Origin of the sequence: Microbispora corallina (assembly GCF_016863035.1) — a bacterium.
Taxonomy (GTDB): domain Bacteria; phylum Actinomycetota; class Actinomycetes; order Streptosporangiales; family Streptosporangiaceae; genus Microbispora; species Microbispora corallina.
Map to the genome: position 1 here is coordinate 340,290 of NZ_BOOC01000005.1, position 25,883 is coordinate 366,172.

The 25,883-nt window shown below is 71.8% G+C and carries 30 protein-coding genes; 8 read left to right on the forward strand and 22 right to left on the reverse strand.

What is annotated here, in order from left to right:
* Positions 1-47: 47 nt before the first annotated feature.
* From Mco01_RS09515 to Mco01_RS09540, 6 genes are all read right to left on the reverse strand, one after another.
* Positions 48-713, reverse strand: a complete 666-nt coding sequence (locus Mco01_RS09515; RefSeq protein ID WP_204056512.1) for an NADH-quinone oxidoreductase subunit C — start codon at positions 711-713, stop codon at positions 48-50.
* Positions 710-1,261, reverse strand: a complete 552-nt coding sequence (locus Mco01_RS09520; RefSeq protein ID WP_036325317.1) for a NuoB/complex I 20 kDa subunit family protein — start codon at positions 1,259-1,261, stop codon at positions 710-712. The genes Mco01_RS09515 and Mco01_RS09520 overlap by 4 nt, the downstream gene beginning before the upstream one ends.
* A gap of 2 nt (positions 1,262-1,263) precedes the next feature.
* On the reverse strand, positions 1,264-1,623 hold the full coding sequence (locus tag Mco01_RS09525; RefSeq protein WP_036325316.1) for an NADH-quinone oxidoreductase subunit A: 360 nt from the start codon (positions 1,621-1,623) through the stop codon (positions 1,264-1,266).
* 100 nt (positions 1,624-1,723) lie between these two features.
* Complete coding sequence (locus Mco01_RS09530) at positions 1,724-2,998, reverse strand: geranylgeranyl reductase family protein (RefSeq protein ID WP_239103459.1); 1,275 nt, start codon at positions 2,996-2,998, stop codon at positions 1,724-1,726.
* 129 nt (positions 2,999-3,127) lie between these two features.
* A complete protein-coding gene (locus Mco01_RS09535; RefSeq protein ID WP_036325314.1) occupies positions 3,128-3,865 on the reverse strand; it encodes a demethylmenaquinone methyltransferase in 738 nt (245 codons plus the stop codon).
* Positions 3,866-4,213: 348 nt separating this feature from the next.
* Positions 4,214-4,423, reverse strand: coding sequence for a DUF4229 domain-containing protein (locus tag Mco01_RS09540; RefSeq protein WP_036325313.1), 210 nt, complete (start codon positions 4,421-4,423; stop codon positions 4,214-4,216).
* A gap of 259 nt (positions 4,424-4,682) precedes the next feature.
* Here Mco01_RS09540 and Mco01_RS09545 point away from each other — a divergent pair, with 259 nt between their 5' ends.
* Positions 4,683-4,904, forward strand: coding sequence for a BldC family transcriptional regulator (locus Mco01_RS09545; protein WP_036325312.1), 222 nt, complete (start codon positions 4,683-4,685; stop codon positions 4,902-4,904).
* Positions 4,905-5,066: 162 nt separating this feature from the next.
* Here Mco01_RS09545 and Mco01_RS09550 read toward each other — a convergent pair whose 3' ends face one another.
* On the reverse strand, positions 5,067-5,303 hold the full coding sequence (locus Mco01_RS09550) for a hypothetical protein (protein WP_204056513.1): 237 nt from the start codon (positions 5,301-5,303) through the stop codon (positions 5,067-5,069).
* 9 nt (positions 5,304-5,312) lie between these two features.
* Positions 5,313-6,296 (reverse strand): hypothetical protein, encoded by a 984-nt coding sequence (locus Mco01_RS09555; protein ID WP_204056514.1) that lies wholly within the window; start codon positions 6,294-6,296, stop codon positions 5,313-5,315.
* A 169-nt stretch (positions 6,297-6,465) separates the two neighbouring features.
* On the opposite strand from Mco01_RS09555, the gene Mco01_RS09560 reads away from it, so the two are divergent.
* Complete coding sequence (locus tag Mco01_RS09560) at positions 6,466-6,783, forward strand: PLDc N-terminal domain-containing protein (protein WP_036326758.1); 318 nt, start codon at positions 6,466-6,468, stop codon at positions 6,781-6,783.
* Positions 6,784-6,803: 20 nt separating this feature from the next.
* Here Mco01_RS09560 and ccsB read toward each other — a convergent pair whose 3' ends face one another.
* From ccsB to Mco01_RS09590, 6 genes are all read right to left on the reverse strand, one after another.
* On the reverse strand, positions 6,804-7,766 hold the full coding sequence (ccsB, locus tag Mco01_RS09565) for a c-type cytochrome biogenesis protein CcsB (protein ID WP_204056515.1): 963 nt from the start codon (positions 7,764-7,766) through the stop codon (positions 6,804-6,806).
* A 2-nt stretch (positions 7,767-7,768) separates the two neighbouring features.
* Positions 7,769-9,538 (reverse strand): cytochrome c biogenesis protein ResB, encoded by a 1,770-nt coding sequence (resB, locus tag Mco01_RS09570; RefSeq protein WP_204056516.1) that lies wholly within the window; start codon positions 9,536-9,538, stop codon positions 7,769-7,771.
* Positions 9,538-10,272 (reverse strand): cytochrome c biogenesis CcdA family protein, encoded by a 735-nt coding sequence (locus Mco01_RS09575; RefSeq protein ID WP_204056517.1) that lies wholly within the window; start codon positions 10,270-10,272, stop codon positions 9,538-9,540. The genes resB and Mco01_RS09575 overlap by 1 nt, the downstream gene beginning before the upstream one ends.
* On the reverse strand, positions 10,265-10,831 hold the full coding sequence (locus Mco01_RS09580; RefSeq protein ID WP_204056518.1) for a TlpA family protein disulfide reductase: 567 nt from the start codon (positions 10,829-10,831) through the stop codon (positions 10,265-10,267). Before Mco01_RS09580 ends, Mco01_RS09575 begins: the two co-directional genes overlap by 8 nt.
* Before the next feature lie 96 nt (positions 10,832-10,927).
* A complete protein-coding gene (locus Mco01_RS09585; protein ID WP_204056519.1) occupies positions 10,928-11,632 on the reverse strand; it encodes a histidine phosphatase family protein in 705 nt (234 codons plus the stop codon).
* Positions 11,633-11,644: 12 nt separating this feature from the next.
* Positions 11,645-12,553: a LysR family transcriptional regulator gene (locus Mco01_RS09590; RefSeq protein WP_204056520.1), complete on the reverse strand. Its 909-nt coding sequence runs from the start codon at positions 12,551-12,553 to the stop codon at positions 11,645-11,647.
* Between the two features lie 73 nt (positions 12,554-12,626).
* Here Mco01_RS09590 and Mco01_RS39750 point away from each other — a divergent pair, with 73 nt between their 5' ends.
* The 3 genes from Mco01_RS39750 (at position 12,627) to Mco01_RS09600 (ending at position 14,432) form a co-directional block, all read left to right on the forward strand.
* Positions 12,627-12,749 (forward strand): hypothetical protein, encoded by a 123-nt coding sequence (locus Mco01_RS39750; RefSeq protein ID WP_275410478.1) that lies wholly within the window; start codon positions 12,627-12,629, stop codon positions 12,747-12,749.
* 2 nt (positions 12,750-12,751) lie between these two features.
* A complete protein-coding gene (locus tag Mco01_RS09595) occupies positions 12,752-13,729 on the forward strand; it encodes an EamA family transporter (RefSeq protein WP_204056521.1) in 978 nt (325 codons plus the stop codon).
* 106 nt (positions 13,730-13,835) lie between these two features.
* The gene (locus Mco01_RS09600) at positions 13,836-14,432 is read left to right on the forward strand and encodes a Uma2 family endonuclease (RefSeq protein ID WP_239103460.1); all 597 of its coding nucleotides are present in this window, start codon (positions 13,836-13,838) and stop codon (positions 14,430-14,432) included.
* Positions 14,433-14,435: 3 nt separating this feature from the next.
* Here the strand turns inward: Mco01_RS09600 and hemL are convergent, their stop codons facing one another.
* The 7 genes from hemL to Mco01_RS09635 all read right to left on the reverse strand — a co-directional run bounded on the left by hemL (position 14,436) and on the right by Mco01_RS09635 (position 22,227).
* Positions 14,436-15,731: a glutamate-1-semialdehyde 2,1-aminomutase gene (hemL, locus tag Mco01_RS09605; protein ID WP_204056522.1), complete on the reverse strand. Its 1,296-nt coding sequence runs from the start codon at positions 15,729-15,731 to the stop codon at positions 14,436-14,438.
* Positions 15,732-15,794: 63 nt separating this feature from the next.
* Positions 15,795-16,439, reverse strand: a complete 645-nt coding sequence (locus Mco01_RS09610) for a bifunctional DNA primase/polymerase (protein ID WP_036325303.1) — start codon at positions 16,437-16,439, stop codon at positions 15,795-15,797.
* Between the two features lie 137 nt (positions 16,440-16,576).
* Complete coding sequence (gene hemB / locus Mco01_RS09615) at positions 16,577-17,599, reverse strand: porphobilinogen synthase (protein ID WP_239103461.1); 1,023 nt, start codon at positions 17,597-17,599, stop codon at positions 16,577-16,579.
* 99 nt (positions 17,600-17,698) lie between these two features.
* The gene (locus Mco01_RS09620; protein ID WP_204056524.1) at positions 17,699-19,288 is read right to left on the reverse strand and encodes a bifunctional uroporphyrinogen-III C-methyltransferase/uroporphyrinogen-III synthase; all 1,590 of its coding nucleotides are present in this window, start codon (positions 19,286-19,288) and stop codon (positions 17,699-17,701) included.
* Positions 19,285-20,196 (reverse strand): hydroxymethylbilane synthase, encoded by a 912-nt coding sequence (gene hemC, locus Mco01_RS09625; RefSeq protein ID WP_036325301.1) that lies wholly within the window; start codon positions 20,194-20,196, stop codon positions 19,285-19,287. Before hemC ends, Mco01_RS09620 begins: the two co-directional genes overlap by 4 nt.
* Positions 20,193-21,503: a glutamyl-tRNA reductase gene (locus tag Mco01_RS09630; protein ID WP_204056525.1), complete on the reverse strand. Its 1,311-nt coding sequence runs from the start codon at positions 21,501-21,503 to the stop codon at positions 20,193-20,195. The genes hemC and Mco01_RS09630 overlap by 4 nt, the downstream gene beginning before the upstream one ends.
* 25 nt (positions 21,504-21,528) lie before the next feature.
* Positions 21,529-22,227, reverse strand: coding sequence for a redox-sensing transcriptional repressor Rex (locus Mco01_RS09635; RefSeq protein WP_036325299.1), 699 nt, complete (start codon positions 22,225-22,227; stop codon positions 21,529-21,531).
* A 183-nt stretch (positions 22,228-22,410) separates the two neighbouring features.
* Here Mco01_RS09635 and Mco01_RS09640 point away from each other — a divergent pair, with 183 nt between their 5' ends.
* Positions 22,411-22,659 (forward strand): glutaredoxin family protein, encoded by a 249-nt coding sequence (locus tag Mco01_RS09640; RefSeq protein ID WP_204056526.1) that lies wholly within the window; start codon positions 22,411-22,413, stop codon positions 22,657-22,659.
* A gap of 7 nt (positions 22,660-22,666) precedes the next feature.
* Here Mco01_RS09640 and Mco01_RS09645 read toward each other — a convergent pair whose 3' ends face one another.
* The gene (locus tag Mco01_RS09645) at positions 22,667-24,199 is read right to left on the reverse strand and encodes a hypothetical protein (protein WP_204056527.1); all 1,533 of its coding nucleotides are present in this window, start codon (positions 24,197-24,199) and stop codon (positions 22,667-22,669) included.
* A gap of 202 nt (positions 24,200-24,401) precedes the next feature.
* On the opposite strand from Mco01_RS09645, the gene Mco01_RS09650 reads away from it, so the two are divergent.
* Positions 24,402-25,049, forward strand: coding sequence for a sigma-70 family RNA polymerase sigma factor (locus Mco01_RS09650; RefSeq protein ID WP_204056528.1), 648 nt, complete (start codon positions 24,402-24,404; stop codon positions 25,047-25,049).
* Positions 25,050-25,154: 105 nt separating this feature from the next.
* Positions 25,155-25,856: a DUF5667 domain-containing protein gene (locus Mco01_RS09655; RefSeq protein WP_204056529.1), complete on the forward strand. Its 702-nt coding sequence runs from the start codon at positions 25,155-25,157 to the stop codon at positions 25,854-25,856.
* The last annotated feature ends 27 nt before the right edge of the window (positions 25,857-25,883 follow it).

Below are 25,883 nucleotides of genomic sequence, written 5' to 3' on the forward strand. Positions count from 1 at the left end.
CTCGTGAGCGACGCTGCTGCGCTTACTGGCTCGCTCGCTACGCTCGCTCACGAGTACGACCTCCTGTTGTCCGGCGCGGGGACCTCGGCGCCGCGGTACTCGACCGGGATGCCGCCGAGGGGGTAGTCCTTGCGCTGGGGGTGCCCCTCCCAGTCGTCGGGCATCTCGATCCGGGTCAGCGCCGGGTGCCCGTCGAAGACGATTCCGAAGAAGTCGTACGTCTCGCGCTCATGCCAGTCGTGCGTCGGGTAGACCGAGACTGTGGAGGGAACGTGCGGATCGGCGTCGGGGCAGGCGGCCTCGACGCGCACCCTGCGGTTGTGCGTGATCGAGCACAGGTGGTAGACCGCGTGCAGCTCCGAGCCGGTCTCGTCCGGGTAGTGGACGCCCGAGACGCCGAGCGACAGCTCGAACCGCAGCGCCGGGTCGTCCCGCAGGTGGCGCAGCACCTCGGCGAGACGCTCACGCGACACGTGGAACGTCACCTCGCCGCGGTCCACCACGACCCGCTCGATCGCGTCGCCCACGGCCGGCTCCAGCGCGTCCGCCACCTCGTCGAAGTACGACCCGTACGGCCGGACGCTCGACGGCTTGGGAGGACGGCGCACGACCAGGCGTCCGTAGCCGGAGGTGTCCCCGGTGTCCTTGACGCCGAACATGCCCCTGCGGGCGACCGGCTCCTCCGGCAGCCCGGGCAGATTCTCCGTGCTCACTTCCCGGCCCCCTGGTCGATCAGCGGCAGCGTGCGCAGCGCCTGGAGCTCGAGCTCCTCGATCTGCCGCTCGCGGTGCGCGCCGAACTTCATGTTCTGGATCTTGTCGTGCAGCTTCACGATGGCGTCGATCAGCATCTCCGGGCGCGGCGGGCAGCCGGGCAGGTAGATGTCGACGGGCACCACGTGGTCCACGCCCTGCACGATGGCGTAGTTGTTGAACATGCCGCCACTGGACGCGCAGACGCCCATCGCGATGACCCACTTGGGCTCGGCCATCTGGTCGTAGATCTGCCGCAGCACCGGCGCCATCTTCTGCGACAGCCGGCCGGCCACGATCATGAGGTCCGCCTGGCGGGGAGAGGCCGAGGCGCGCTCCATGCCGAACCGGGCGAGGTCGTGCTTGGGGCCGCCGGTCGCCATCAGCTCGATCGCGCAGCAGGCGAGACCGAAGGTCGCCGGCCAGACGGAGTTCTTCCGGGCCCAGCCCGCCACCTGCTCGACGGTGGTGAGGACGAACCCGCTCGGGAGTTTCTCTTCAAGACCCATGGCTAATCCCAATCGAGGCCGCGACGGCGCCAGACGTAGGCGTACGCCACGAGGACGGTGACGATGAACAGCACCATCTCGACCAGCCCGAACACGCCGAGTTTGTCGAAGGCCACCGCCCACGGATAGAGGAAGATGATCTCGATGTCGAACACGATGAACAGCATCGCGGTGATCATGTACTTCAGCGGGAAGCGGCCGCCGCCGACCGGCTGCGGAGTCGGCTCGATGCCGCACTCGTAGGCGTCCAGCTTGGCGCGGTTCCAGCGCTTCGGCCCGGTGAAGGGCGCGATGCCCACGGAGAACACGGCGAACCCCGCCGCGAGGACCGCGAGCACCAGAATCGGCACATACAGCTCCATGGCTACATGTCCTCGCTTACTCGGTGAAATTGGTCGATCACGAGAGCGCCGGGCTGATCGGCCGTCTCGTCGACCGGCGGCAGTGTGCGGTACATCTCGGTCATGAAGGCGGAGCCACCTTGGACAGGGCGTTGATTATGCGGTCCGAGGCATCGCCTCGCCGGTCTGTGAGATTAGCGAGAAGTTTCAGGGCGAATCTCATCAGGGTGGGGTGGGGCAGCCCGTGCCGCGTGGCGAACTTCATCACCCCGGGCCTCCCGATCGCCTCCACGAAGAGCCGCCCGAGGGTGAAGTAACCGCCGTAGGCGTCTTTCAGAATACGCGGGTACGCGAGTAACACCCGCTCACGCTGGGCGGGGGTGGGCCGCGACAGGGCCTGCACGGCGACCTCGGCGGCGATGCGGCCGGTCTCCATGGCGTACGCGATGCCCTCGCCGTTGAACGGGTTGATCGAGCCGCCCGCGTCGCCGACGAGCATGACCCCGCGGGTGTAGTGCGGCTGCCGGTTGAACCCCATCGGCAGCGCGGCGCCCCTGATCGGGCCCGTCATGTTCTCGTCGGTGAAGCCCCACTCGGCGGGCATGTTCTTGACCCAGCGCCTGAGCAGGTCGCGGTAGTCGATGTTCTTGAACGCGTCGCTGGTGTTCAGCAGGCCGAGGCCGACGTTGGAGGTGCCGTCGCCGACGCCGAAGATCCAGCCGTAGCCGGGCAGCAGCCGGTCCTCGTCCCACAGCTCGAGCCACGACTCCAGGTAGTCGTCGTCGTGCCGCGGGCTGGTGTAGTAGGTCCGCACGGCGACGCCCATCGGGCGGTCCTCGCGCTTGTGCAGCCCCAACGCGATGGACAGGCGCGTGGAGTTACCGTCGGCCGCGATCACCAGGCGCGCCCGGTAGGCGACCTCCTCGCCGTCCGCCTTGGCGGTGACGCCGACGACGTGGCCGCTGCGCTCGTCGAGCAGGGGGCCCGTGACGTTCACGCCCTCCCGGAGGCGGACGCCGCCGCGCTCCTCCGCGTGCCGGGCGAGGATCTGGTCGAAGTCGGCGCGGGTGCGGACGAGCCCGAAGTCGGGGTAGCTGTGCAGCTCCGGCCAGTCGAGCTCCAGGCGGAGGCCGCCGCCGACGACCCGCAGCCCCTTGTTGCGGATCCAGCCGGGCGCGTCGATGTCGACGCCCATCGCGACGAGCTCCTTGACGGCCCGCGGCGTGAGACCGTCGCCGCACACCTTCTCCCGCGGGAAGCGCGTCTTCTCCAGGAGCAGCACGTCGAGGCCGGACCGGGCGAGGTAGAAGGCGGCCGTCGACCCCGCGGGGCCCGCGCCGACGACGATGACGTCGGCGTCCACCGCTGTCCGCGCTACGCGGGGTTGCTCGCTCACGGGGGACCTGTCCTGTCCAACAAGGAAGGCCTCGAATGGTTTGGGACCTTCGTGCCTTTGTGAACCACTTCACAAACTGTCGCGCCGCAGTCTAACCCCTATCCGCCGCACAGCGTCAGAGGGGTGCGGTTAACCACGGACGGCATCGGGCTTCACGGCCCGATGCAGGGCGACGACGCCGAGGGTGAGATTGCGCCAGGCCACCTTCTCCCAGCCCGACCGCTGAATCGTCCGGGCGAGGGCCGGCTGGTCCGGCCAGGCGCGGATCGACTCGGCCAGATACTCGTACGAGTCCGGGTTGGAGCTGACCATCCGGGCGACCGGCGGCAGCAGTTTCATCAGGTATTGCGAATAGACGACGTCGAACGAGCGCGGCGTTGGCCGGGAGAACTCGCAGATCACCAGCCGGCCACCCGGCCGCGTCACACGGAGCATCTCGCGCAGCGCCTGCTCCGTGTCGGCCACGTTGCGCAGCCCGAAGGAGATGGTGACCGCGTCGAAGGTGTCGTCGCGGAACGGCAGGCGCAGCGCGTCGCCGGCGACGAACGTCACACCCCGCACGCCGCCGCCGTACAGGCCGGAGCCGCCGCGCCGCTCGACGCCGGTGCGCAGCATGCCGAGCGAGAAGTCGCAGGCGACGGCGCGCGCGCCGAGCATCGTGAAGGCGTCCGTCGAGGTGCCGGTGCCGGCGGCGAGGTCGAGGACCAGCTCGCCCGGGCCGGCGTCGATCGCCTCGGCTGTGGCCTTGCGCCACAGCCGGTCCTGCCCGAGCGACAGGACGTCGTTGACCAGGTCGTAGCGCCGGGCCGTGCGATCGAACATCGCGGCGACCTCGTGCGGCTGCTTGTCCAGCGATGCGCGCGTCATGCACGCAAGCCTAGGCGGCGGCGGGGCCGGTGCCCCACCACCGTGCCCCGATGAGCGCAACGTAGTTCAGCGATTACGCCGAGTCTGCTAGAACTTGGGGAATGCTCGCAAGAACACACAGGTCACACCCGTCACCCGCCGGGGGGCGCCATCGCCGCCCGGGCTCCGGCGCCGCCCGCGGACCGGGCTCCCACCGAGGCGCGGCCGGCGCGCGGCACGCGTCCAGTGGGGAGAAAGGGGAAACGGGGTAAAGCCGTTCCTGACAGTTAACAGGGGGCTTTTGGTGGGAACCGACACGCCTGAGGCCGGGCATGAGTACCATGCCCGGGTCGGCATGTTCGCGACGACCTAGTCTCTCCCCGCTCCCCCGCGATTCCTGGCGATGCGCGCGCTCACCGCGTCCCGCTGTTTGGACAGCAGCACGTAGCTGGCCACGCCGCTGACCAGGAACGCGATCACGAGCAGAGGGAACGTGCGCAGGCCGACGAGATAGAGGACGCCGAGGGCGACGGCGAACAGGCCCAGACGCGAAAGCGTGTAAACGACTACCGGGTGCACAGCGTCGAGGCTACGTCACTCTCCCGAGACGTTGGTCTCTCTTCGCATCTGCGGTGGGCACTGCTAGTGTTCACAACAAGGCGCTTTTGTAAAGAAACACCCATGAGCGCCCCAAAGAGGCTCTATCATATAACAATCGGGCACTGAGCCGGTAACAACCCGTGATCTTCTGCGAAAACCACGGATAAATCAGGCTTCGCTCGGCACACTGGTTACCTGTCCGCCCGCTGCAGGACGCGGGACGCGAGGGGGAGAGATTGTGGAGAGTAGCAGCGAGCGACTGCTGACCCCAGGAGAGGTTGCCGCCCTCTTCAGGGTCGACCCGAAGACCGTGACACGCTGGGCCGCGGCTGGGCGAATCAGCAGCATCCGTACCCCCGGAGGGCACAGGCGGTTCCGCGAATCGGAAGTGCACGCCCTCCTTCGCGGAGAGGACGTACTGACGGCCGACCGGCCGAACGGCGACTCACCGCGAGTCTGACGCACGTACCAGCACCGGGTGATCCTGCGCGCTACCCGGACGCCGCAGGGTCACCGGAGTCAGCCTCCCGCGCCGCCCCTCGAACCCGGCCTCCCGGCTCGTCCTGCACCCCTGCCGGCCAGGCCCCGCCCTTCCCCGCGCCCGCGGGCCGAGTGACGCCCCTCAGTCCTGCTCGGCCTTGAACGCGAGGAAGGCCCGTTCGAGCTCCTCGTCGCCCTCGCGCCATCGGCGGCGGCGCTCGGCCTCCTCCTCCTCGGTGATGGACTCGGCCAGCCAGGCGTCGTAGCCGGGGTCGCCGGGCGCCACCTCGACGTACGCGTTGCCGATCAGACGCCCGTCGCCGGTCGTGAGGGATTGCGGCACGCGCAACGTCCCGTCGCCGAGCCGGATCACGTACATCCGAATCACCTAGATCCCAAAGCGCCTGTTGAAGAACAACATCACGTTGAGCGCCGCGCGGGTGTCCCCGCCGAGCATGTCGACGAGGGCCGGACGCTGCCGGGACGCGATCGCGGCGAACGCGTCGGCGAAGAACTCCTTGCGCCCGAGGCCCCCCGGCTGCCGGTGGAACGACGAGGCGAACAGCGGCAGGCACTCCTCGTAGAGCGCGGCGAACTCGGGGGAGTCCGAGACCCACTCTCCCGGACCGGCGTCCACGTCGTCCAGCGCATGCCCGACTTCGTGCATCATGACGTCCGGCGTGGGCGACGGCCGGTCTCCCACCACGATCTTGCGGTCGCCGTACGCGCCGGCGCAGACGTCCCAGGTGGCGCGGCCGGAGGGCAGCGGCGCGCCGCGCAGGTAGCCCATGTCGTCGAGGTCCGGCACGCCGCCGCGGCCCACGTAGATGCCCTCGAGTCCGATGGCGAGCGCGGTCTTGATGCGGTCGGGGAGCCGCGCCAGGCTGTCCACGGCCCGTACGGCGTCCGCGGGGGGCGGGCCCTCCATGGCGTCCCACTGGCGGTACAGGATGCGCTCCAGCGGCCCGCAGTGCCGCCTGCCGTCCCTGAGGTCGGGGGCGTCGGGGGCGTGCGGCGCGGCCCGCAGCGGCAGGTCGTCGAGCTCGAAGTCGCGCCAGGTGTACTGGGGGCGGTCGTCCACCACGGGGGCGGTCACGGCGACCCGCTCGGCCGGGGGCCGCTCCCACTCTCCCGGCCATTCCCGCGGCCGTTCCACCGGCCGCTCGACGGGCCGTCGCTGGCGGAACCAGTCCGTGGGGGCGTCGGGGGCGCGCTCGGCCGGACGCTCGGGGGCCCGCTCGGCGGGACGGTCGGGAGCCCGATCGGCGGAGTGCTCCGGCGCGTCGGCCCGGCGGTGCGAGGACACGTACGGCCCGCGCTGCCACCACCGCGACCCCCGCCGGTGGCGGCCCCTGTCGCCCGGCTCCGCCATCGCACCTCACTCGCCACGTGCCGTCACGCCCGCGCCGCCACCCGGGACGGCCCTCGCGCATGTACCGGTCCACCGTACGATGCGGATCTCGCGCCGTCACCCCGAATGCCGTCACCCCGAATGAGGAGCACAAACACGATCACATGCAGACATGGCTTACCGTGTGGACATGCCTAGCGTGATTATCGGCCTGGCGCTGCTTGCCTTCTGGCTCTACTGCCTGTTCGACGTGATCACGACCCCCGGGACCGAGGTGCGCGCCGTCCCCAAGGCGCTGTGGATCCTCATCGTGGTGCTCCTCCTCCCCTTCGGGGCCCTGATCTGGCTGCTCCTGGGGCGTCCCCAGCACGCCCGTGAGGCCGTGCACGGCCCGGCCGGCATGGCGGCGGGCGTACGGCGGCGGCCGCAGCACGACGTGCCCCGTGGGCCCGACGACGACCCCGAGTTCCTCCGCCAGCTCGACCGCCGTCTCCGCGACGACGACTGATCCCCCGGCTCCGGCGGGTCCTACTTCGGCACGTCGGCGTAGGAGTGGAGGCCGGAGATGAAGATGTTCACCCCGACGAGGTTGAACAGCAGGCAGCCGAAGGCGACCAGCGACACGACGATGGCGGCCGTGCCGCGCCAGCCCGCCGTGGCCCGCGCGTGCAGGTACGCCGCGTACACGATCCAGGTGACGAACGCCCAGACCTCCTTGGGGTCCCAGCCCCAGTAGCGGCCCCAGGCGCGGTCGGCCCACATGGCGCCCGCGATCACGGCGAACGTCCAGATGGGGAAGGAGATCACGATGGCCCGGTGGGTCACGCGCTCCAGCACGTCGCGGGTCGGCAGCGCCGACGCCTGGCCGTCCTTGCGGATCAGGTAGAGGATCGCGCACACGCCGGCCAGGATGAACAGCCCGCTCGCGACGATCGCCGCGGTCACGTGGATGGCGATCCAGTACGAGTGCAGGGCCGGCATCACCGGGCCGGCCTGGACGTGCAGGAACAGCACGGCGAAGCCGAGCCCGAGCGCCGCCGTCACGGTGACGAACGCCCCCAGGAACCGGATCGGCTGACGAGTCAGCAGCACGAGGAACGCGCTCACGGCGGCGAAGCAGATCGCCACCACGAACTCGTACATGTTGCCCCACGGCCACCGGTCGACGGCGAGGCCGCGGGTGAGGATGCCGGCGAGGTTCCCCGCCCAGGCGATCCAGCTGAGGACGACGGCGACCGTCCCGGCCCTGACGGCCCACGCGGCCGGCTCAGGCCCGGGACGGGCATCAGCGGCGGCCTCCTCGGGCAGGGACGCCGGTGCTCCTGCGCCGACCGCGACCGGCCGGCGTCGCGCCGCGGCCGCGGCCGTGCGGACCCGGCCGAAGGCGAGCTCCAGCGCGAAGCAGATCATGGCGGCGAGATAGAGCAGGACGGTCGCCAGGATGAGCTGATCGCTCAGCGTGGCGAGTCCCTCGTTGACCTGGGCGGGCATGTCTACTCCTCGTCCGGGCGGGCGCCCGGAGCAGCGTGTTCGTCGGCGTCGTGGGCGCCGTCTCGGCTCTCGCGGCCGGACGGGCCCTCAGGGGTCCGCCCGGCCCGTTCGGGCTCCTCCGGGCGCTGAGCGTCCTCGGCCTCCGGGGCGGCCGTCTCCGGCGTAGGGGCCACGTCGTCCGGGGCGGGCGCGGGCGCGCCGCCGCGGAGCGCGGTGACGATCTCGTTGAGCTCCTCGGCGAAGGTCGCGCCGCCGCCTTCGGTGCGGGTCAATCCTCCCACCGTGACCTTGCGGTCCCCGATCCGCACCCACAGCCGGCGCCGCCGGACGGTCAGCGAGAGCACGAGCCCGATGACGGCGGCGGCGGCGGCCAGCAGCGCGGGCATGCGCCCCGGGTCGTACGTGACCTGGAGGCTGATCCACTCCTTGACGCCGGTGAACTGGATCTTCCCGGCGCCGTCGGCGAGCTCCTTGGTGTCGCCGACGTTGAGCGGGGCCGGCTGGGCCGACATCGCGCCGAGCGGCTTCAGGTGATCGGTGTCGAGCTGGTACACCGACTGCGGCCGCCCCGATTTCAGGCCGAGGTCGCCCCCGAACGGGAAGACCTGGACCGTGGGGTTGGCCGCGCCGGGGAAGATCGACACCCAGGCGCCGCCGTTCGGGACGGTCGTGGGCAGGAACCGCGCGAGGAAGCCGAGCTGGGTCGGCTGGGCGTCGGGGACCTTGATGACGCACTCGGACGTGTACGTGGCCTGGTCGTCGGCGAGGCAGGGCACCGGCCCGTCGTAGGCCACCTGCCCCTTGCCGTCCGTCACCTTGAACGTGGGGGCGTACCCGTGGCCGATGAGGTAGGTCAGCGTGCCGTTCACGTCGACCGGGTCGTTGACCTTGAGGTCCACGTCCCGGGGCGCCGAGGTGGGCGAGTCCTGGACCGTCAGGCGGGCCGAGTAGTCGAGCGGCTGGCCCGCCTTCGGCCCGGCGGCCACGTAGCTGGCCTGGAAGTCCTTGAGCGTGAACGAGAACGGCGTCAGCGACTCGGCCGTCACCCGCTGCCCCGGCATGAAACGGTCGTAGGCGGCCACCGTGTTGGAGAAGCCGTCGCCCTCCACCACCAGCACGTTGCCGCGGTAGCCGTACAGGCCGCCGGCGCCGACCGCGAACAGCAGGACGAGCAACGCCAGGTGGAAGAGCAGGTTCCCGGTCTCCCGCAGGTAGCCCTTCTCCGCGGCGACCCAGTCGGGGCCGGTGACGACCCGGAAGCGCCTGCGGCGCAGCACGGCGGCCGCCTGCTCCACCGTCAGCTCGCCCTCGAACGCCTCGGCGTGCGGCAGGCGCAGGAGGTTGCGCGGCGCGGCGGGCGGCTTCCTGCGGATCTCCTTGAGGTGCGCGAGCGCCCGGGGCAGGACGCAGCCGGCCAGCGAGACGAACAGCAGCAGGTAGATGGCCGCGAACCAGGGCGAGGTGAAGACGTCGAACAGCCAGAACCTGTCCAGCCACTTAGCCTCGGTGGGGTTGTCGGTGAAGTACTGCGCGACCCTGGCCGGGTCGACCCCGCGCTGCGGGTAGAGCGAGCCGGGCACCGAGCCGAGCGCCAGCAGGAACAGCAGGATCAGCGCCGTGCGCATCGAGGTGAGCGTGCGCCAGGACCAGCGCAGCCAGCCCCGCACGCCCAGGCCGACGGGGCGCCCCGGCTCCGGGGGCGCGCTCTCGATGGCGACCGGCGTCTCGGCGTCGGTCGCGGCGCGCTCGAGGTGGTCGTGGGGAGCGCTCATCAGATCACCGGCTCGAATCCGCCCACCCAGCCCTGCAGGCCGGCGATGAGGCCGCCCCACCAGCCGGTCACGAGCAGCACGCCCACGAGCACGAGCATGGCGCCCCCGATCCGGGTGATGAGCGGAGTGTGGCGGCGCACCGCCCTGAACGCGTGCAGCGCCCTGCGGTAGGCCAGCCCGGCGAGCACGAACGGCACCCCGAGGCCCAGCGCGTACGCGAAGGCGAGCGCCGCGCCCCGGGCGGCGCTCCCCTGGTCGACCGAGAGCGTGAGCACGACGGCCAGGGTCGGCCCGATGCAGGGCGTCCAGCCGAGGCCGAAGACGACCCCGAGCAGCGGGGCGCCCGCGAGCCCGGCCGCCGGCCGGAGCCGGTGGAGGCGCATGTCGCGCTGGAGGCCGGGGACCAGCCCGAGGAAGGCCAGCCCGAGCACGATCGTCACGGCGCCGAGCACCCGTGTGATCACGCCGGCGTTGCCCAGCAGCGCCCCGCCGAGGCCCCCGAACAGCGCTCCCCCGAGCACGAACACCGCGGCGAACCCGAGCACGAACAGCGCGCTGCCCAGCACCATGCGTCCCCGTTTGGGGTCGCCGCTCATCCCCGTGACGTACGACAGGTAGCCGGGCACGAGCGGGAGCACGCACGGCGAGACGAACGACACCAGCCCGGCCAGCACCGCGATGGGCAGGGCCAGCAGGATCGAACCGCTCGCGACGGTGGCGCCCAGGTCACTCATCGCTGACCTTGGTGACGGCCCCGAGGAGGTCGTCGTACTTGACCGCCCCGAGGGCGCGGGCGGCGATGCGGCCCTGCTGGTCGATGATCAGCGTGGACGGGATGGCCGCCGGCGGCACCGTGTCGTGGAACTCGAGCAGGACCTTGCCGCTCTGGTCGAAGATGCTCGGGTACCCCGGCTGCACGGTGCGGTCGTACGCCTGGGCGGAGGCCTGGAGGTCCTTGAAGTTGACCCCGAGGAACTCCACGCCCTTCGGCTTCATCCGGGACGCGATGTCCTTGAGCACGGGCGCCTCGGCGCGGCAGGGGGCGCACCAGGACGCCCAGAAGTTGAGCACGTACACCTTGCCGGAGCCCAGTGTGGCGGTGCCGCCGTCGAGGGTGGCGCCCTCGATGGCAGGGGCCTTCTGGCGGTCGGCGGCGGCGAAGAACTGGACGCGGCCGTCCCCGGCCACGAAGCGCGTGTCCCCGGATCGGGGCTGGGACGTCTGGCCGCCCGCGCAGCCGGCGAGGGCCGTCACGGCCAGAGCGGCGATCACGGTCAGGCTCTTGGCGGACACGGGAGGACGACTCCTTGTACTACGACCGGTAGAGCTGTAAGCCTACCGACGCCCGCGGGTGCCCCGCCCAGAGGGTCGGGATCGGGCCCGGGACGCTCAGTCTTCCGGCTCTCCGCGCACGGCCTCCGGCAGCGGCGGGTCGGCGTGCTCGAACAGCGCGGCCTCGCCCTGCGGCTCCGCGACCTGCCGCAGCAGGGCCCCGGCGGGCTCGCTGTAGCCGACGCTGATGAGCCGTCCGCCCTCGAACGTGAAGCTGGTGAGGCTCGCCAGCGAGCACTGGCGGCGGCGAGGGTCGTGCCAGAGCCGCCGGCCCTCCGCGGCCAGGCGCGTGATCCAGATGGGCAGCTGGTGGCTGACGAGCAGCGCCTCGTGGCCCCGCACCTCACCGCGCGCGTCGTCGATGACCGCCTTCATGCGCGCCACCACGTCGACGTACGGCTCGCCCCAGGACGGGCGGAACGGGTTGCGGAAGTGGCGGTAGGAGCGGGGGTCGCGGAACACCCCGCCGCCCCCTGCCACCCGCAGGCCCTCGAAGACGTTGCCCGCCTCGGTCAGCCGCTTGTCGGTCCGCACCTGGAGGCCCAGGGCCTCGGCGGAGGGGGCCGCGGTCTCCTGGGCTCGCTCCATGGGCGAGCTCCACACGGCGACGATGTCCCGGCCGGCGACGGCCTTGGCGACCGTCTCGGCCATCCGGCGGCCGGTCTCGGACAGGTGGTAGCCCGGGAGCCGGCCGTACAGGACGCCCGCCGGGTTGTGGACCTCTCCGTGCCGGAGGAGGTGGATGATGGTCATTTCTGTCATGACCTGGACAGCCTACCCGGCGGGGAGCTCCGAGCAGGTGGAGGCCAGCGCGTCGACGGCGGCGCGGATCGCGGGGCGGCGGGCCGCGTCGCTGCGCCAGACGGCGTAGATCCGGCGTGTCGGCGGCGGCTGGATCGACAGCACCTCGACCCCGTCGGGAAGCGCCCCCCGGCCCAGCCGCGGGATCAGCGCGCAGCCGTGGCCGGCCGCGACGAGCGCGAGCTGCGTCGGGTACTCGTCGGCCATGCAGACGATCTGCGGCTCGTGCTCCTCGGAGCGGAGCAGGAAGATCAGGAAATCGTGGCAGACCGTGCCCGGCGTCGAGCTGATCCAGCAGTCTCCGGCGAGGTCGGACATCCGCACGCCGGGCTTGCGCGCCAGCGGGTGACCGGACGGCACCACGACGTCGGCCACGTCGTCGAGCAGGGCCGTGCGGGACAGGCCCTCGGGCAGCGCCATCGGCCGGTTCAGCCAGTCCTGCACCACGGCGAGGTCGATCTCGCCCCGCGCCACCTCCCGGATCTGCCGCTCCGGCTCCCGTTCGTACAGGACGACGCCGAGGTCGGGGTGGCGGGCCTTCATCAGGGACAGCGCCCGGGGCAGGATCCCGCGCGCGGCCGTGGGGAACGCCGCGACGGTGAGCCTGCCGACCACCTCGCCGCGCAACGCCTCGAAGTCGGCCTCGGCGGTCTCCACCAGGGCGAGGATGCGCTCGGCGTGCTCGGCGAGCAGCCCGGCGGCGTCGGTGAGCCGCACGCCGCGGCCGTTGCGCTCGATGAGGACGGCCCCGGTCTCGCGCTCGAGCTTGGCCAGCTGCTGCGAGATCGCGGAAGGAGTGACCAGCAGCGCCTCGGCCGCCGCGCCGATCGAGCCGTACACCGCGACCGCGTGCAGGGCCTTCAGCCGGTTCAGATCCAACATGTAGCCAGTCTAAACCGTCCGCCTTAGAAAAACTTGCTTGTACTCAACAATTAAGCGATGCGAAGATGTTGGCATGAGAATCTTCAACAAGCTCTTCACGAAGTCCGCCCGTCGCGACGAGATCTCCTACCTGGAGACCCTCGCCGTCCACGCGCGTCAGAGCCGGACGCGCCGTCCCTCCTCCTCCGCCCGCTGACCGTGCGCCCCCGCCACCTCGCCCTCGCGGTGGGCCTCGCCGCGGTCTGGGGGTTCAACTTCGTCGTCATGGAGGCCGGGCTCCGGCACTACCCGCCGCTGATGTACGCGGCGCTGCGGTTCCTGCTGGCCACCTTCCCGGCCGTGCTCGTCGTCGGTGGGCCGCGGGTCCCGTGGCGCCGGGTCCTCGCCACCGGTGCCACGCTCGGCGTCGCCCAGTACGGCCTGCTCCTGCTGGGCATGCGGGCCGGGATGCCGGCGGGGCTGACGTCGCTGGTGATCCAGGTGCAGGCGGTATTCACCGCGCTGTTCGCGACCGTGCTGCTGCGCGAGCGGCTGGGGCGGCGACGGGTGATCGGCATGGCCGTCGCCTTCGCCGGCCTCGGCCTGATCGCGGCCGGTGTGGTGGCGAGGTCGGGGGCGATCCCGTTCGGGGCCTTCCTGCTGTGCGTGGGCGCCGCAGCCGGGTGGGGCGCCGGCAACGTCGCGACCCGCCGGGCCGCGCCGCCCGACTCCCTGCGGTTCATGGTCTGGGTGAGCGCGGTGTCGGCCGGGCCGCTCCTGCTGCTGGCGCTGGTCACGGAAGGGGCGTCGTCCCTCACCTCGTTCACGGCCGAGGGCGTCGGGGCAGTCATGTACACCGCCTTCCTCTCCACGCTGGGCGGGTTCGGCGTGTGGGGATGGCTGCTGACCCGCTACAACGCCTCCGTGGTGGCGCCGTACAGCCTGCTCGTTCCGGTGTTCGGGCTGGCCTCCGCCGCCCTGGTCACGGGCGAGCCCGTCTCGCCGGTCACGGTCGCGGCGGGCGGACTCATTTTGGCCGGGCTGCTGTACGCCAACTCCCGGCCGCGGGTCGTCCCCACGCCGCCGGAGCAGGGCTACCTCCGGGCGCTCGCCGTCCAGACACGCGCCCGCCGCGCCGCCCTCGACGCCGTCCTCCTGCCGCCGCTCTCCGCCCCCACCGACCGCCCCACCCGCTGACGGGGTTTGTTCCGTTCGCGCAGGAACCGGGAGACAATGGTCACGGGGTACGGAGATGAGCGAGATGACTACGAAGAGTGACGGGAACGATGCTACGGTGAGCCGCGTGAGCAGCGCACTCGAGTACTGGCCCGCCCCGCCCCCTTGGGGCTGGACGGCGGACGACCTCGATCACCTGCCTGCGGAGGGCCCGAACGGCGAGCCCGACTTCTTCAAGCACGTCGAGCTGATCGATGGAGCACTTGTCTTCATGTCCCCCCAGCGGCGGTTCCATCAACTTCTCATCCGCAGGTTGAGTGAGCGGCTCGACTCCCAGGCGCCGGATCATCTGGTGGCTGTCGACCAGATGGATGTGAAGCTGAGCCGGCGCACGCGTCCGTGTCCCGACGTGATGGTGATCGACGCCGAGGCCGCCGCCGACTACGAGCGGACGTACTACCTCCCCGAAGAAGTGCACCTCGTAGTCGAGATCGTCTCGCCGGAGTCGGTGGACCGGGACCGCAAGACCAAGCCGCTGCGGTACGCCGAAGCGGGCATCCGGCACTTCTGGCGCGTCGAGGAGGACGCCGGCCGGCCCGTCGTCTACGTCTACGAGCGGGATCCCGCGGGCGGCGCCTACAGCCTCACGGGCATCCACCACGAACGGCTGGCCGTGTCCGTCCCCTTCCCGATCGACGTGGACCTCGCCGTACTCGTGAAGTGAGGGTCAGGACTCCCCGGCCTGGGCGGCGGCCTTGGCGGCGATGGGAAGGGCCTCGGCGATCCGCGTGAGGGCCTCGTCGTCGTGGGCGGCCGACAGGAACCACGCCTCGTAGGCCGAGGGCGGCAGGTAGACCCCCTGGTCGAGCATGCTGTGGAAGAACGCCCGGTAGGCGGCGGCGTTCTGGGTCCTCGCCGAGTCGAAATCGGTTACCGGCTGGTCGGTGAAGAAGATCGAGAAGAGGTTCCCGGCCCGCTGGAGCCGGTGGGGCACGCCGGCCGCGGCGAGGGCGTCGGAGGCCGCGCGGCCGATGACTAGGGCCGAGGCGTCCACCCGGTCGTACACGTCGTCGTCGCAGGCCCGCAGGGTGGCGAGCCCGGCGGCGCAGGCCAGGGGGTTTCCCGACAGCGTGCCGGCCTGGTAGACGGGCCCCTCGGGGGCGAGGGCGGCCATCACGTCGGCCCGCCCGCCGAACGCCGCCGCGGGCAGCCCGCCGCCCATGACCTTGCCGAACGTCATGAGGTCGGCCTCGACCGGGTCGAGCCCGTACCAGCCGGCCGCGGAGACGCGGAACCCGGTCAGCACCTCGTCGATGATGAGCAGCGCGCCGTGCTCGGTGCACAGCTCGCGCAGCCGCCGGTTGAAGCCCTCCGCGGGCGGGACGACGCCCATGTTGGCCGGGCAGGCCTCGGTGATGACGCAGGCGATCTCGAACGTCCGGAACGCCTCCTCGACCGCGTCGAGCGCGTTGTACGGCAGGACGATCGTGTCGGCCGCGGACGCCCCGGTGACGCCGGGGGTGTCGGGGAGGCCGAACGTGACGACGCCCGAGCCCGCCGAGGCGAGCAGCGCGTCCACGTGGCCGTGGTAGCAGCCGGCGAACTTCACGACCTTGGACCGCCCGGTGAAGCCCCGGGCCAGCCGTACGGCGGACATGGTGGCCTCGGTGCCGGAGCTGACGAGCCGGACCCGCTCCACGGGCGCCACACGGGAGACGATCTCCTCGGCCAGCAGGACCTCGCCCTCGGTGGCCGTGCCGAACGACAGGCCCCGCCCGAGCGCCTCCTCGATCGCGGCCACGACGGCGGGGTGGCGGTGGCCCAGGATCATCGGGCCCCAGGAGCACACGAGGTCGACGTAGCGGTTGCCGTCCACGTCGGTGATGTACGGACCCTCGCCCGAGGCCATGAACCGGGGGGTGCCGCCCACGGCGCCGAAGGCGCGCACCGGCGAGTTGACGCCGCCAGGAACGATCCGGCGGGCACGGTCGAACAGGTCCTCGGAGGTCTGCGTTCGCGTCACGCCCCCCAGATTACGGGGACACGCCGCACGCGCGCGGCACACGGCCCCCCGGAGTGGAGGGCCCTACTCGCAGAAGTCGGCGAGCAGGTCGAGAACGCGCAGGGGGTCGGGCAGCGGCCGCCCGTCCGGAGGCCTGATCCACTCGATCGCGCCGCCCGTGGGCAGCGTGGACGGCGGCGCCAGGACGTAGCTCTCCCGGCAGTGCCAGCGCAGGCCGGGCGTCGCGTCGATGGTCTCCGGGCCGGCGTCGAGGTGGCAGGACCACCACTCGTCCTCGTCCTCGGGGGCGCCGCGGGTGGCCACGAAAAAAAGCACCCGGTCGCCGTTCTCGGCGACCGGGCCCGTCTCGAATCCGGCGGCGTCCATCGCGGCGAGCGCGGGTACCCCCGCCGCCGCGGGTACGTCGAACACGTCGAACACCCTGCCGGTGGGCAGAATCACGTTGGCGTCCGGCTCCTGCTCCCACCACCGGGTCAGCAGGGCCGTGTCGGTCGTCGCCTGCATCTGCCAGGCGGGCGACAGCGGATGCATCCCCGGGTCGGGACAGCCCACCCGGTCGCAGGAACAGGCCCTGCCGCCCTCTGCCAGCGGGTGAGCCCCCTGGCAGCTCGCCCAGCCCAGCTGGGCGTACTCGAGCACCGAAGTGATCTTCCGCGGTGCCCGGTGCGCACGCCGTTTCGTGCGGCGAGCCAGCGGTACCCCCACCATGGCGCTCCTCCCCACAAGCCGACCCGCCCGGCGGTCGGCCGGGACGGTCGGCAGATCCGGCCCGGGATCGCCGGACCATGCTCCCGATGATGCACCCCTGGTCGCCCCCCTCGCGGCGCGACCCCCGGGATGAGCAGTCAGGATAGTCGGCGCGCGACCTCGGTCGCCCAGTAGGTCAGGATCAGGTCGGCCCCGGCGCGCCGGATCGCCACCAGCGACTCCATGATCACCCGGTCGCGGTCGATCCAGCCGTTGGCCGCGGCGGCCTCCACCATCGCGTACTCGCCGCTGACCTGGTAGGCCGCGACCGGCACCTCGACCAGGTCGCGGACCTGGCGCAGGATGTCCAGGTACGCCAGGGCGGGCTTGACCATGACGGCGTCCGCGCCCTCGGCCAGGTCGAGCCGCACCTCGCGCAGCGCCTCGCCGACCGGGCCCGCCGGGTCCTGCTGGTAGGCGCTGCGGTCGCCGAACTGCGGCGCGCACTCGGCGGCGTCCCTGAACGGCCCGTAGAAGGCCGAGGCGTACTTGGCCGAGTAGGCGAGGATCGGGGTCTGCTCGAAGCCGGCCGCGTCGAGCCCCGCCCGGATGGCGGCCACCTGGCCGTCCATCATCCCGCTGGGCGCGATCACCTGCGAGCCCGCCGCGGCCTGGGCGACCGCGGCCGACGCGTACCGCTCCAGCGTGGCGTCGTTGTCGACCTCGCCGTCCTCGGTCAGCAGCCCGCAGTGGCCGTGGTCGGTGTACTCGTCGAGGCAGGTGTCCGACATCAGGACGAGGGCGTCGCCGAGGTCGGCCGCGAGCTCGCGCAGGGCGACCTGGACGATGCCCTCCGGGTCGTCGGCCCCCGAGCCCCTGGCGTCCTTGTGCTCGGGCACGCCGAACAGGATGAGGCCGCCCACGCCCGCCTCGGCCGCCTCGTGGGCGGCCTTGCGCAGCGAGTCGCGGGTGTGCTGGACGACGCCGGGCATCGAGCCGACCGGCTGCGGCTCGGCGATGCCCTCCTTGACGAACATCGGCAGGACCAGCTCGGCCGGGTGCAGCCGCGTCCCGGCGACCATCCGCCGCAGCGACGCCGTACGGCGCAGCCGCCGCGGGCGCGCGACCGGGAACTGCGCGAGGCCGGCGGCCTGCGCGGGAGTGTGGGGCGTGGCAGTCACTGTGCTCTCCACTCGGGTGACCCTCATGCAAGGGTCAACACGCCGGGGCCGATCGGCGATTTCCCCGGCTTCATCTTGGATCGTGCTGACGCGCTCCGGTCACTTCACCCGTCGGCGGGCGCCGCGGCGCGTCTGAGACGGCCTCCTGGGCACCTCCCCGGCCGAGATGGCGGCGTGGCGCGTCTTGGCACCATAGTCCGCCAGGGCGGCCGCGAGGGCGGAAGCCGACGGTTTGTCAGCCATCACGTCGACCCGCAGGCCGAACTCCTCGGCCGTCTTGGCCGTCTGCGGGCCGATGACCGCGATCACCGTCACGTTGTGCGGCTTGCCGGCGATGCCCACGAGGTTCCGCACGGTGGACGACGAGGTGAACAGCACCGCGTCGAATCCGCCGCCCTTGATCGCCTCGCGGATGGGCGCGGGCGGGGGCGCGGCCCGGACCGTGCGGTACGCCGTGACGTCGTCGCACTCCCACCCCAGCTGGACGAGGCCGGCGACCAGCGACTCGGTCGCGATGTCGGCCCGCGGCAGCAGCACGCGGTTGATCGGATCCAGCATCGAGTCGTACGGCGGCCACTCGGCCAGCAGGCCCTCGGACGACTGCTCGCCCGTCGGCATGAGGTCGGGCTTCACCCCGAACTCCACCAGGGACCGGGCCGTCGCCTCGCCGACGGCGGCGACCTTGAGCCCGGCGAACGCCCGCGCGTCCAGCCCGTACTCCTCGAACTTCTCCCGGACCGCCTTGACCGCGTTGGCGCTGGTGAAGGCCACCCACTCGTAGCGGCCGGTGACCAGGCCCTTGATGGCGCGGTCCATCTGCTGCGGCGTGCGCGGCGGCTCCACGGAGATGGTCGGCACCTCCTCGGGCACCGCGCCGTACGAGCGGAGCTGCTCCGACAGCCCCTTGGACTGCTCCTTCGTCCGCGGCACCAGGACCCGCCAGCCGAACAGCGGCTTGGTCTCGAACCACGACAGCCGGTCGCGCAGGCCGACGGCCTCCCCGACCACGATCAGGGCGGGCTCGGTCATGCCGGCGTGCTTCAGGTCAGGACCGAGGCGGCCCAGCGTGGAGACCACGGTGTACTGCTCGGTCGTCGTGCCGTCGCTGGTCACGGCCACCGGCGTGGTGTCGGGCTTGCCGCCCGCGATCAGCGCCTTGCTGATCGGCACGGCCTCCGTCACGCCGTTGTAGATGACGAGCGTCCCCTGGCAGCCCGCGTGGACGGACCAGTCGTCCACCTGGTGCGCGTCGACGATGCGGAACTCCGGCACCGACACCGCCGGCGGGATGCCCGCGTACGTGAGGACGGCCGTCGCGGGCGGCACGCCCGGAACGATCTCGAAGTCGACGTCGGCCTTGGAGCAGGCCGCGACCTCGTCGGTGACCGAGGAGAAGAACGAGGGGTCGCCAGGGCACAGCCGCACGACCGTGCGCCCCGCCTTCGCCTCCTGGATGGTGCGCAGCGACACCGAGTTCTCCGCGGCGTCGGCGGAGATGTCGACGATCTCCGCGTCCTCGCGGCAGTGGCGCGCCAGCGCGCCGTACGCCTTGAGGTCCATGACCACGACGTCGGCCCTGCTCAGCAGATCGGCACCGCGCAACGTGAGCAGGTTCTCGTCGCCGGGGCCGGCGCCGACGAAGGCGACGAACCCGGATCGGGCCTGTGTGCTGTCATTCGCGGGGCTCAATGGGCCTGCTCCCCCATCAACGTGCCGGCCCCTTCGGCGATCATGGCGGCCGCCAGCTCACGGCCCAGATCCATGGCCGCCGGAAGAGGTCCGGAGGCGGACTTGCGCACCGACCGGACGCCGTCGATCGCGACGACGGCTGCGGTCAGACTGAGAATGTGCCCGTCACCGGACGCGAACGCACCTACCGGCGCCGCGCAACCGGCCTCGAGGGCGGCGAGCACCGAGCGCTCCGCGGTCACGGCGGCCCGGGTGGCCGGGTCGTCGATCACGCTCAGCAGCTCGATGAGATCGTCGCGGACGGCCAGGCACTCGACGGCGAGCGACCCCTGCCCGGGGGCGGGGAGCATCTCGTCCACCTCGAACACCTGGGAGATCTCCGCTTCACGGCGGATCCGCCCCAGCCCGGCGGCGGCCAGTACGACCCCGTCGAGCTCCCCCGAGGCGATCTTGCCGATGCGGGTGTCCGCGTTTCCCCTGATGGGGACGTACTCGAGATCCTGCCGGAGCGCGCGGAGCTGGGCCACCCTGCGGGGTGAGCCCGTCCCGATCCGCGCTCCCGCCGGAAGGTCGGACAGCTTGCCGGAGCCGACCAGGGCGTCACGGGGGTCGTCGCGCGGCGGCGTGGCGGCCACGACGACCCGCTCGTCCTGCTTCGTCGGCAGGTCCTTGAGCGAGTGGACCGCGAAGTCGATCTCGCCGGCGATCAGCCGGGCCCGCAGCTCGTTGACGAACACACCGGTCCCGCCGAGCTGGGTGAGGTGGGCCCGGGAGACGTCGCCGAGCGTGGTCACGCCGACGAGCACGACCTCCCGCCCGGTCAGGGCCGTCAGCCGGTCGGCGACCATCTGCGACTGCGTGGTCGCCATGAGGCTCTTGCGGGTGCCGAGCCGCAGGGCCGCGGTCATCCCTCCACCTCCAGCCGGGACACGGCGTCGGGCGCCTTCGGATCGAGGCCGAACAGTTCGCGCAGCGCCTCGGCGTACTGGTCGCCGCCGGGCGCCGCCGCCAGGCGCTTCACCCGTACGGTCGGCTCGTGCAGCAGCTTGTCGACGACCCGCCGGACGGTCTGGGTGATCTCGTCGCGCATCCTGCCGTCCAGCTCGGGGAGGCGCGACATGAGCCGGCCCATCTCGGCCTCGACCACGCCGGCGGCCTTGCTGCGCAGCGCGATCACGGTCGGCGTGACCAGGGCGGCCCGCTCGGCCTCCAGGTAGGCCGTGACCTCCTCGGCGACGATCCGCCTGACCTGATCGATCGCCTCGGCGCGGCCGCCGTCCTCGACGTCGGCGCCCAGCCCGGCCTGCTGCATCGACTCCAGGTCGACCAGCGTGACGCCCGGCAGGACGCGGACGGACGGCTCGATGTCGTGGGGCAGCGCGAGGTCGAGGAGGAACAGCGGCGCCTCGCGATCGCGGACGGCCGCCTCGACCATCTCTGGGGTGATCGTGCGGACGCCGGCGCCGACGCAGGACACGACGAGGTCGGCCCCCGCGAGCTCCGCCGGGACCTCGCTCAGCTCGACGGCCCGGCCGCCGACCGACTCGGCCAGCCGTACGGCCCGCTCGTGGGTGCGGTTGGCGATCACGATGTCGGTGACGCCGGCGCGGGCCAGCGTGGCCGCCGACAGCGAGCTCATCGACCCGGCCCCGACGACCAGGGCCCGCCGGCCGGCGACCGGCCCGAGGACCCGCTCGGCCAGGGTGAGGCCCACCCCGACCAGTGAGGCGCCGGCCCGGTCGATGCCGGTGTCGGCGTGCGCCCGCTTGCCGGCCCGCAGGGCGTGCTGGGTGAGCTCGTTGAGGGCCGTGCCCGCCGTGCCCTCGTTCTGGGCGAGCCGCAGCGCGGCCCGGATCTGGCCGAGGATCTGACCCTCGCCGACCACCATCGAGTCGAGGCCGCAGGCCACCGTGAACAGGTGCTGGACGGCCCGGTCCTGGTAGTGCACGTACAGGTGGCGGGCCAGCTGCTCCTGCGGCAGGCCGGAGTGCGCGCCGAGCAGGCCGATCACCGCGGTGACGCCGCCGTGGAAGCGGTCGACGTCCGCGTAGATCTCGACCCGGTTGCACGTGGAGATCACGAGCGACTCGGCCACGTTCTCGTCCTGCTGGACGTCGTGCAGCAGCTTGACGAGCGCGTCGCCGCTGACCGTGACGCGTTCGAGCAGCGCGACCGGTGTGGTCCGGTGACTGAGGCCGACGACGAGGATGCTCATGAGCGCGCTCCGGTGGACAGCTCACTCACATGACCACCCCGTCCGGCCACTCCTCGGCCATGATGGGCCCTCCGTTAGCCTTGCGCTGCTCGTGGAACGCAAGTATCTGCAGTTCGATGGATAAATCGACTTTACGTACATCCACGCCGTCCGGCACAGCCAGGACGACGGGGGCGAAGTTCAAAATACTCGTGACGCCGGACGCGATGACCCGGTCGCAGACCTGCTGGGCGGCCGTCGCCGGTGTGGCGATGACCACGATCGAGACCCCGCGCTTCTTGATCACGGCCTCCAGCTCGTCGGTGTGCTCCACGACGAGACCGGCGATGCGGTCGCCCACCACGCGCGGATCGGCGTCGAGCAGCCCCGCGATCCGGAACCCCCTGGACACGAACCCGCCGTAGTTGGCGAGGGCGCGCCCGAGGTTACCGACGCCCACGATGGCCACGGCCCAGTCCTGAGTGAGACCAAGCTCACGTGAGATCTGGTAGATCAAATACTGCACGTCGTAGCCGACGCCCCTCGTTCCGTACGACCCGAGGTGCGACAGGTCCTTGCGGAGCTTGGCCGAGTTGACCCCGGCCGCCAGCGCCAGATCCTCGGAGCTGACGGTGGGCGTGCCCCGCTCCGCGAGCCCGTTGAGGGCGCGCAAGTAGAGCGGCAGCCTCGCGACGGTCGCGTCGGGAATGCCGCGGTCGCGTGCCTGCGGGATACGGCGGATCACTGGCCGGTGCTCCAGGGGGACGGGCGGCCGGTGCGCCTCCCGGCCGCACGAGCGGATGCGACGGATGTACAACAGGTTAGTGCCTTTGTGAACCCACGCACAAAGTCGGGCGTACGTCCACTGTCCCAGGATCGGGGCTCAGTCGCGAATCCGGCCCTGCCTCCGGGGGAATAATGTGACGTCATGAGTCCTCGCGATCACCGTGTCACGCTGCTCGGAAAGCCCGGCTGCCACCTGTGCGACGACGCCAGGGCCGTGGTCGAGCGGGTGGCCGCCGAGCTCGGCGTCCCGTGGGAGGAGCGCGACATCACCGCCTCAGCCGAGGACATGGCCGAGTACGGCGAGATGATCCCCGTGGTCCTCGTGGACGGCGTCCAGCACGACTACTGGCGCGTGAACGAGACCCGCCTCCGGGCCGCGCTCACGGCCTGATCGCCCCCTAGAGAAGGGCCGTGGGGAGCGGGACGACCTTGGCGGCGTTGACGGTGAGCTCGATGACGTTGGCGGCCAGGACGAAGGGCACGCGCTCGGTGGCGAAGCGCTCCATGTGGGGCTGGCGCTGGTGCTCGGCGAAGCCGACCTCGTCGCGGTAGAGCTCGTACACGATCCGCTGGAGCGGGGCGGACTTCACACCGTGGCAGACGAAGATCAGTGTGTCGGGCTCGGTGCGCTGGACGGCCTCGACCGTCTCCTCGGCCAGCTTGTCGAACGCGTCGCCCGATCCGTCGAGCAGCGTGAAGACCGTGAGCAGGCCGTAGATGGAGGGAGACGGCTTGACCGAGCCGCCGGCCGGCCTGGGCTTGGCGGCCGACCTGCTGAAGCCCACCCCGAAGCTGGCGGCCAGGTCGGCCGGAGGCGGCGCCTCGGCCCCAGGGAAGACCGCGCCCGTGGCCGGCATCCCCCGTTCCTGGTCGGGACGCGCGGCCGGCATGCCGTACTCGGCCGGTCGCCCCTGGCCGAAGGGATCGGCCGGGAGGAGCTGGCCGGTGGCGGGCCCGCCGAAGTCGTCGGCCTGCGGGATGCGGGCCTGGTAGCCGTCCGCCGGGTTGGCGCGGGCGGCGAACGAGCGGTCGCCGGGCTGCATGCGGGCCGCGTAGTCGACCTCGCCCTGCTCGCCGGCCCGGTACTCCGCCACCAGGTCGCCCAGACCCGAGCGGCGGGGTGACGCGGCGGACGACCCGGCCGGCATCGGGGAGGCGGCCGTCGCCCCGCCGTCGCCGCCGTCCGCGCCGCGGCGGCCCCGGCCCTGGGACTGCCGTCCCCGCCAGTCGTCGTCCTCGTCCCCGTCCTCGTCGTCCTCGTCGTCGTACGGCGCGAGGGGCCGGGCGACGGCGTACCAGACACCCCCGGCCGCCACGCCCATCAGCGCGACCACCACGACGCCGGGGAGCGTGAGCTCGAGCGACGCGGACAGCGCCATGCCCGCCGGGGCGAGCACCACGGTCGCGTTCATGTTGTCGACGTCGAAGTCGTCGCCGTCGCGCCAGCTGAGCAGCGCGATGGCCAGCGCCACCAGGAGCAGGAAGATGACCAGGATGTGCACGCCGCGCAGCAGCCACTCGGGCCAGATGTCCCAGTGGGGCGGGCCCGCGGGCAGGTCCTTGGTGAAGCCGCCGACGATCGGGTCGAGCAGCATGATCACCGCGCCCACGATCGTGAGGGCGATCCCCAGCAGCCACGACGTGAACCGCGCGGTGGCCTTCTCCGCGAGTAACTGCAGCACGCCGACGGTGAGCCAGAGGGGCGCGAGCAGCGAGCCGGTGATCTGGAAGGCCCGGAAGGTCACGCCTCCGAACCCGGCCAGATGCCCGACGGCGACCGCGGCCAGCGACAGGGCCAGCGCGCCCGTCGCGATGCTCCACGCGATCAGCCAGCCGGCGGCCTCGTCACGGAGGCGGCCGATGAGCACGCCGGTGGTGATGCCGGCGAGCAGCGCGCCGGCGAACGCGAGGATGGCGACAAGGACGTCCATGGTGGACCCCATGCTGCCGGACATTGCCATCGCACGGGTAGCCGGTGCCCCCTGACCTGCCCTTCGCGTGACGTCCGCGGGCCACATCCGTGCGAGTCCCGTTACAGCACGTTATTACTGTGCTCAGACGGATTGTGTTATCTCCCGTTGATTTCTAGAGTGTTCGAGCACGCCGACTCCCCTTCCCCCATGGGATAACCGGATGCCGAACACGTGGCCGTTGGCCGGACTGTCCCCTCCAGCCGCCGAGGCAGCGCGGACCGTTCGTTCCGCCGAGCCCGCCGCGCGCGAGCGCGAACACGACGACGAGATGCGGACGCTGGTGCTGCGCGCCAAGACGGGCGACAGCGAGGCGTTCGGCATGCTCTACGACCACTACGTCGACCTCGTCTACCGCTACGTCTACTTCCGGGTGGGCGGGCACGCGCTGGCCGAGGACCTGACGAGCGAGACCTTCCTGCGCGCCCTGCGCGGGATCACCGACTTCACCTGGCAGGGCCGCGACTTCGGCGCCTGGCTGGTGACCATCGCCCGCAACCTCGTGACCGACCACTTCAAGTCCGGCCGCAACCGCCTGGAGGTGACGACGGCCGAGGTGCTCGACACGCCGCTCGACGGGCCGCACATCCCGGAGAACGCGGTCGTGACCAACATGGTCAACGAGCACGTCATGCAGGCGATCAAGCAACTGGGCGCCGAGCAGCAGGAGTGCGTGATCCTGCGGTTCCTGCACGGCATGTCGCTGGCCGAGACCGCGATGATCATGGGCAAGAAGAGCGGGGCGATCAAGGCGCTCCAGTTCCGGGCGATCAAGGCCCTCGCCCGGGCCCTGCCGAAGGATCTGGGCTGACTCCTGCCGTAACCATTTCCGGCGTGCCGTCGTTGGGCATGTGGCAGGGGTGGATCTTCACAAGGATCTCCAGTTCACCAAGCGGGGGATGGCGGGAGCGGTTTCATGGGCTGGTGGCGACCCTCGCGCTGGTGGCGCGGCGGGTGGGCGACGCGCACCGGCGCACGGGTGGTGGCGCGCCTCGCCGGGCTCCGCTCGCTGCTCGGCCCAGGTCCCCGTCCCGAGTTCCGCGCCGGCCTGCGCGAGGAGCTGCTGCGCACGCACGCCGCCGAGCGGGCCGCCGCCGCGGCCGCCGCTCCCCCCACTCCCGCGGCCCACGCCCCCCGTCGCCGGCGACCGTCCCTGCTCGTGCGGATGCGGCCCGCGCTGGTGTTCGCCGCGCTGCTGGTCACGATGTTCGGCCTCGGCGTGCGCACGCACCACGCGCTGCCGGGCGACGTGCTCTACCCGCTCAAGCGGGCCGCCGAATCGACTGTGCTGTCCCTGGCGTACGACGACGAGGAGCGGGCCCAGCGGGAGATGGACGCGGCGCGCCAGCGGGCGGAGGAGACCGCGTCGCTGCTGACGGCCGGCAGCCCCGGGCGGCACGACCTGATCACCCAGACGCTCGACGACATGGAGAGCACCACCCGGGCGGCGCTGAGCCGGGTCGAGCGCAGGGGCGAGGCCTCCGGCGAGGCCCGTCGATTCGCCCGCGAGCAACACACGACGGTGGAGCCGCTGCTCCCCAAGCTCGACAGGGAAAATCGCGACAAGGCCAATCAATACCTGAGTTACATCGATACGATGACGGCTTCCGGACGTTGACACGACATGCCCCGCTCACGCCTGCTC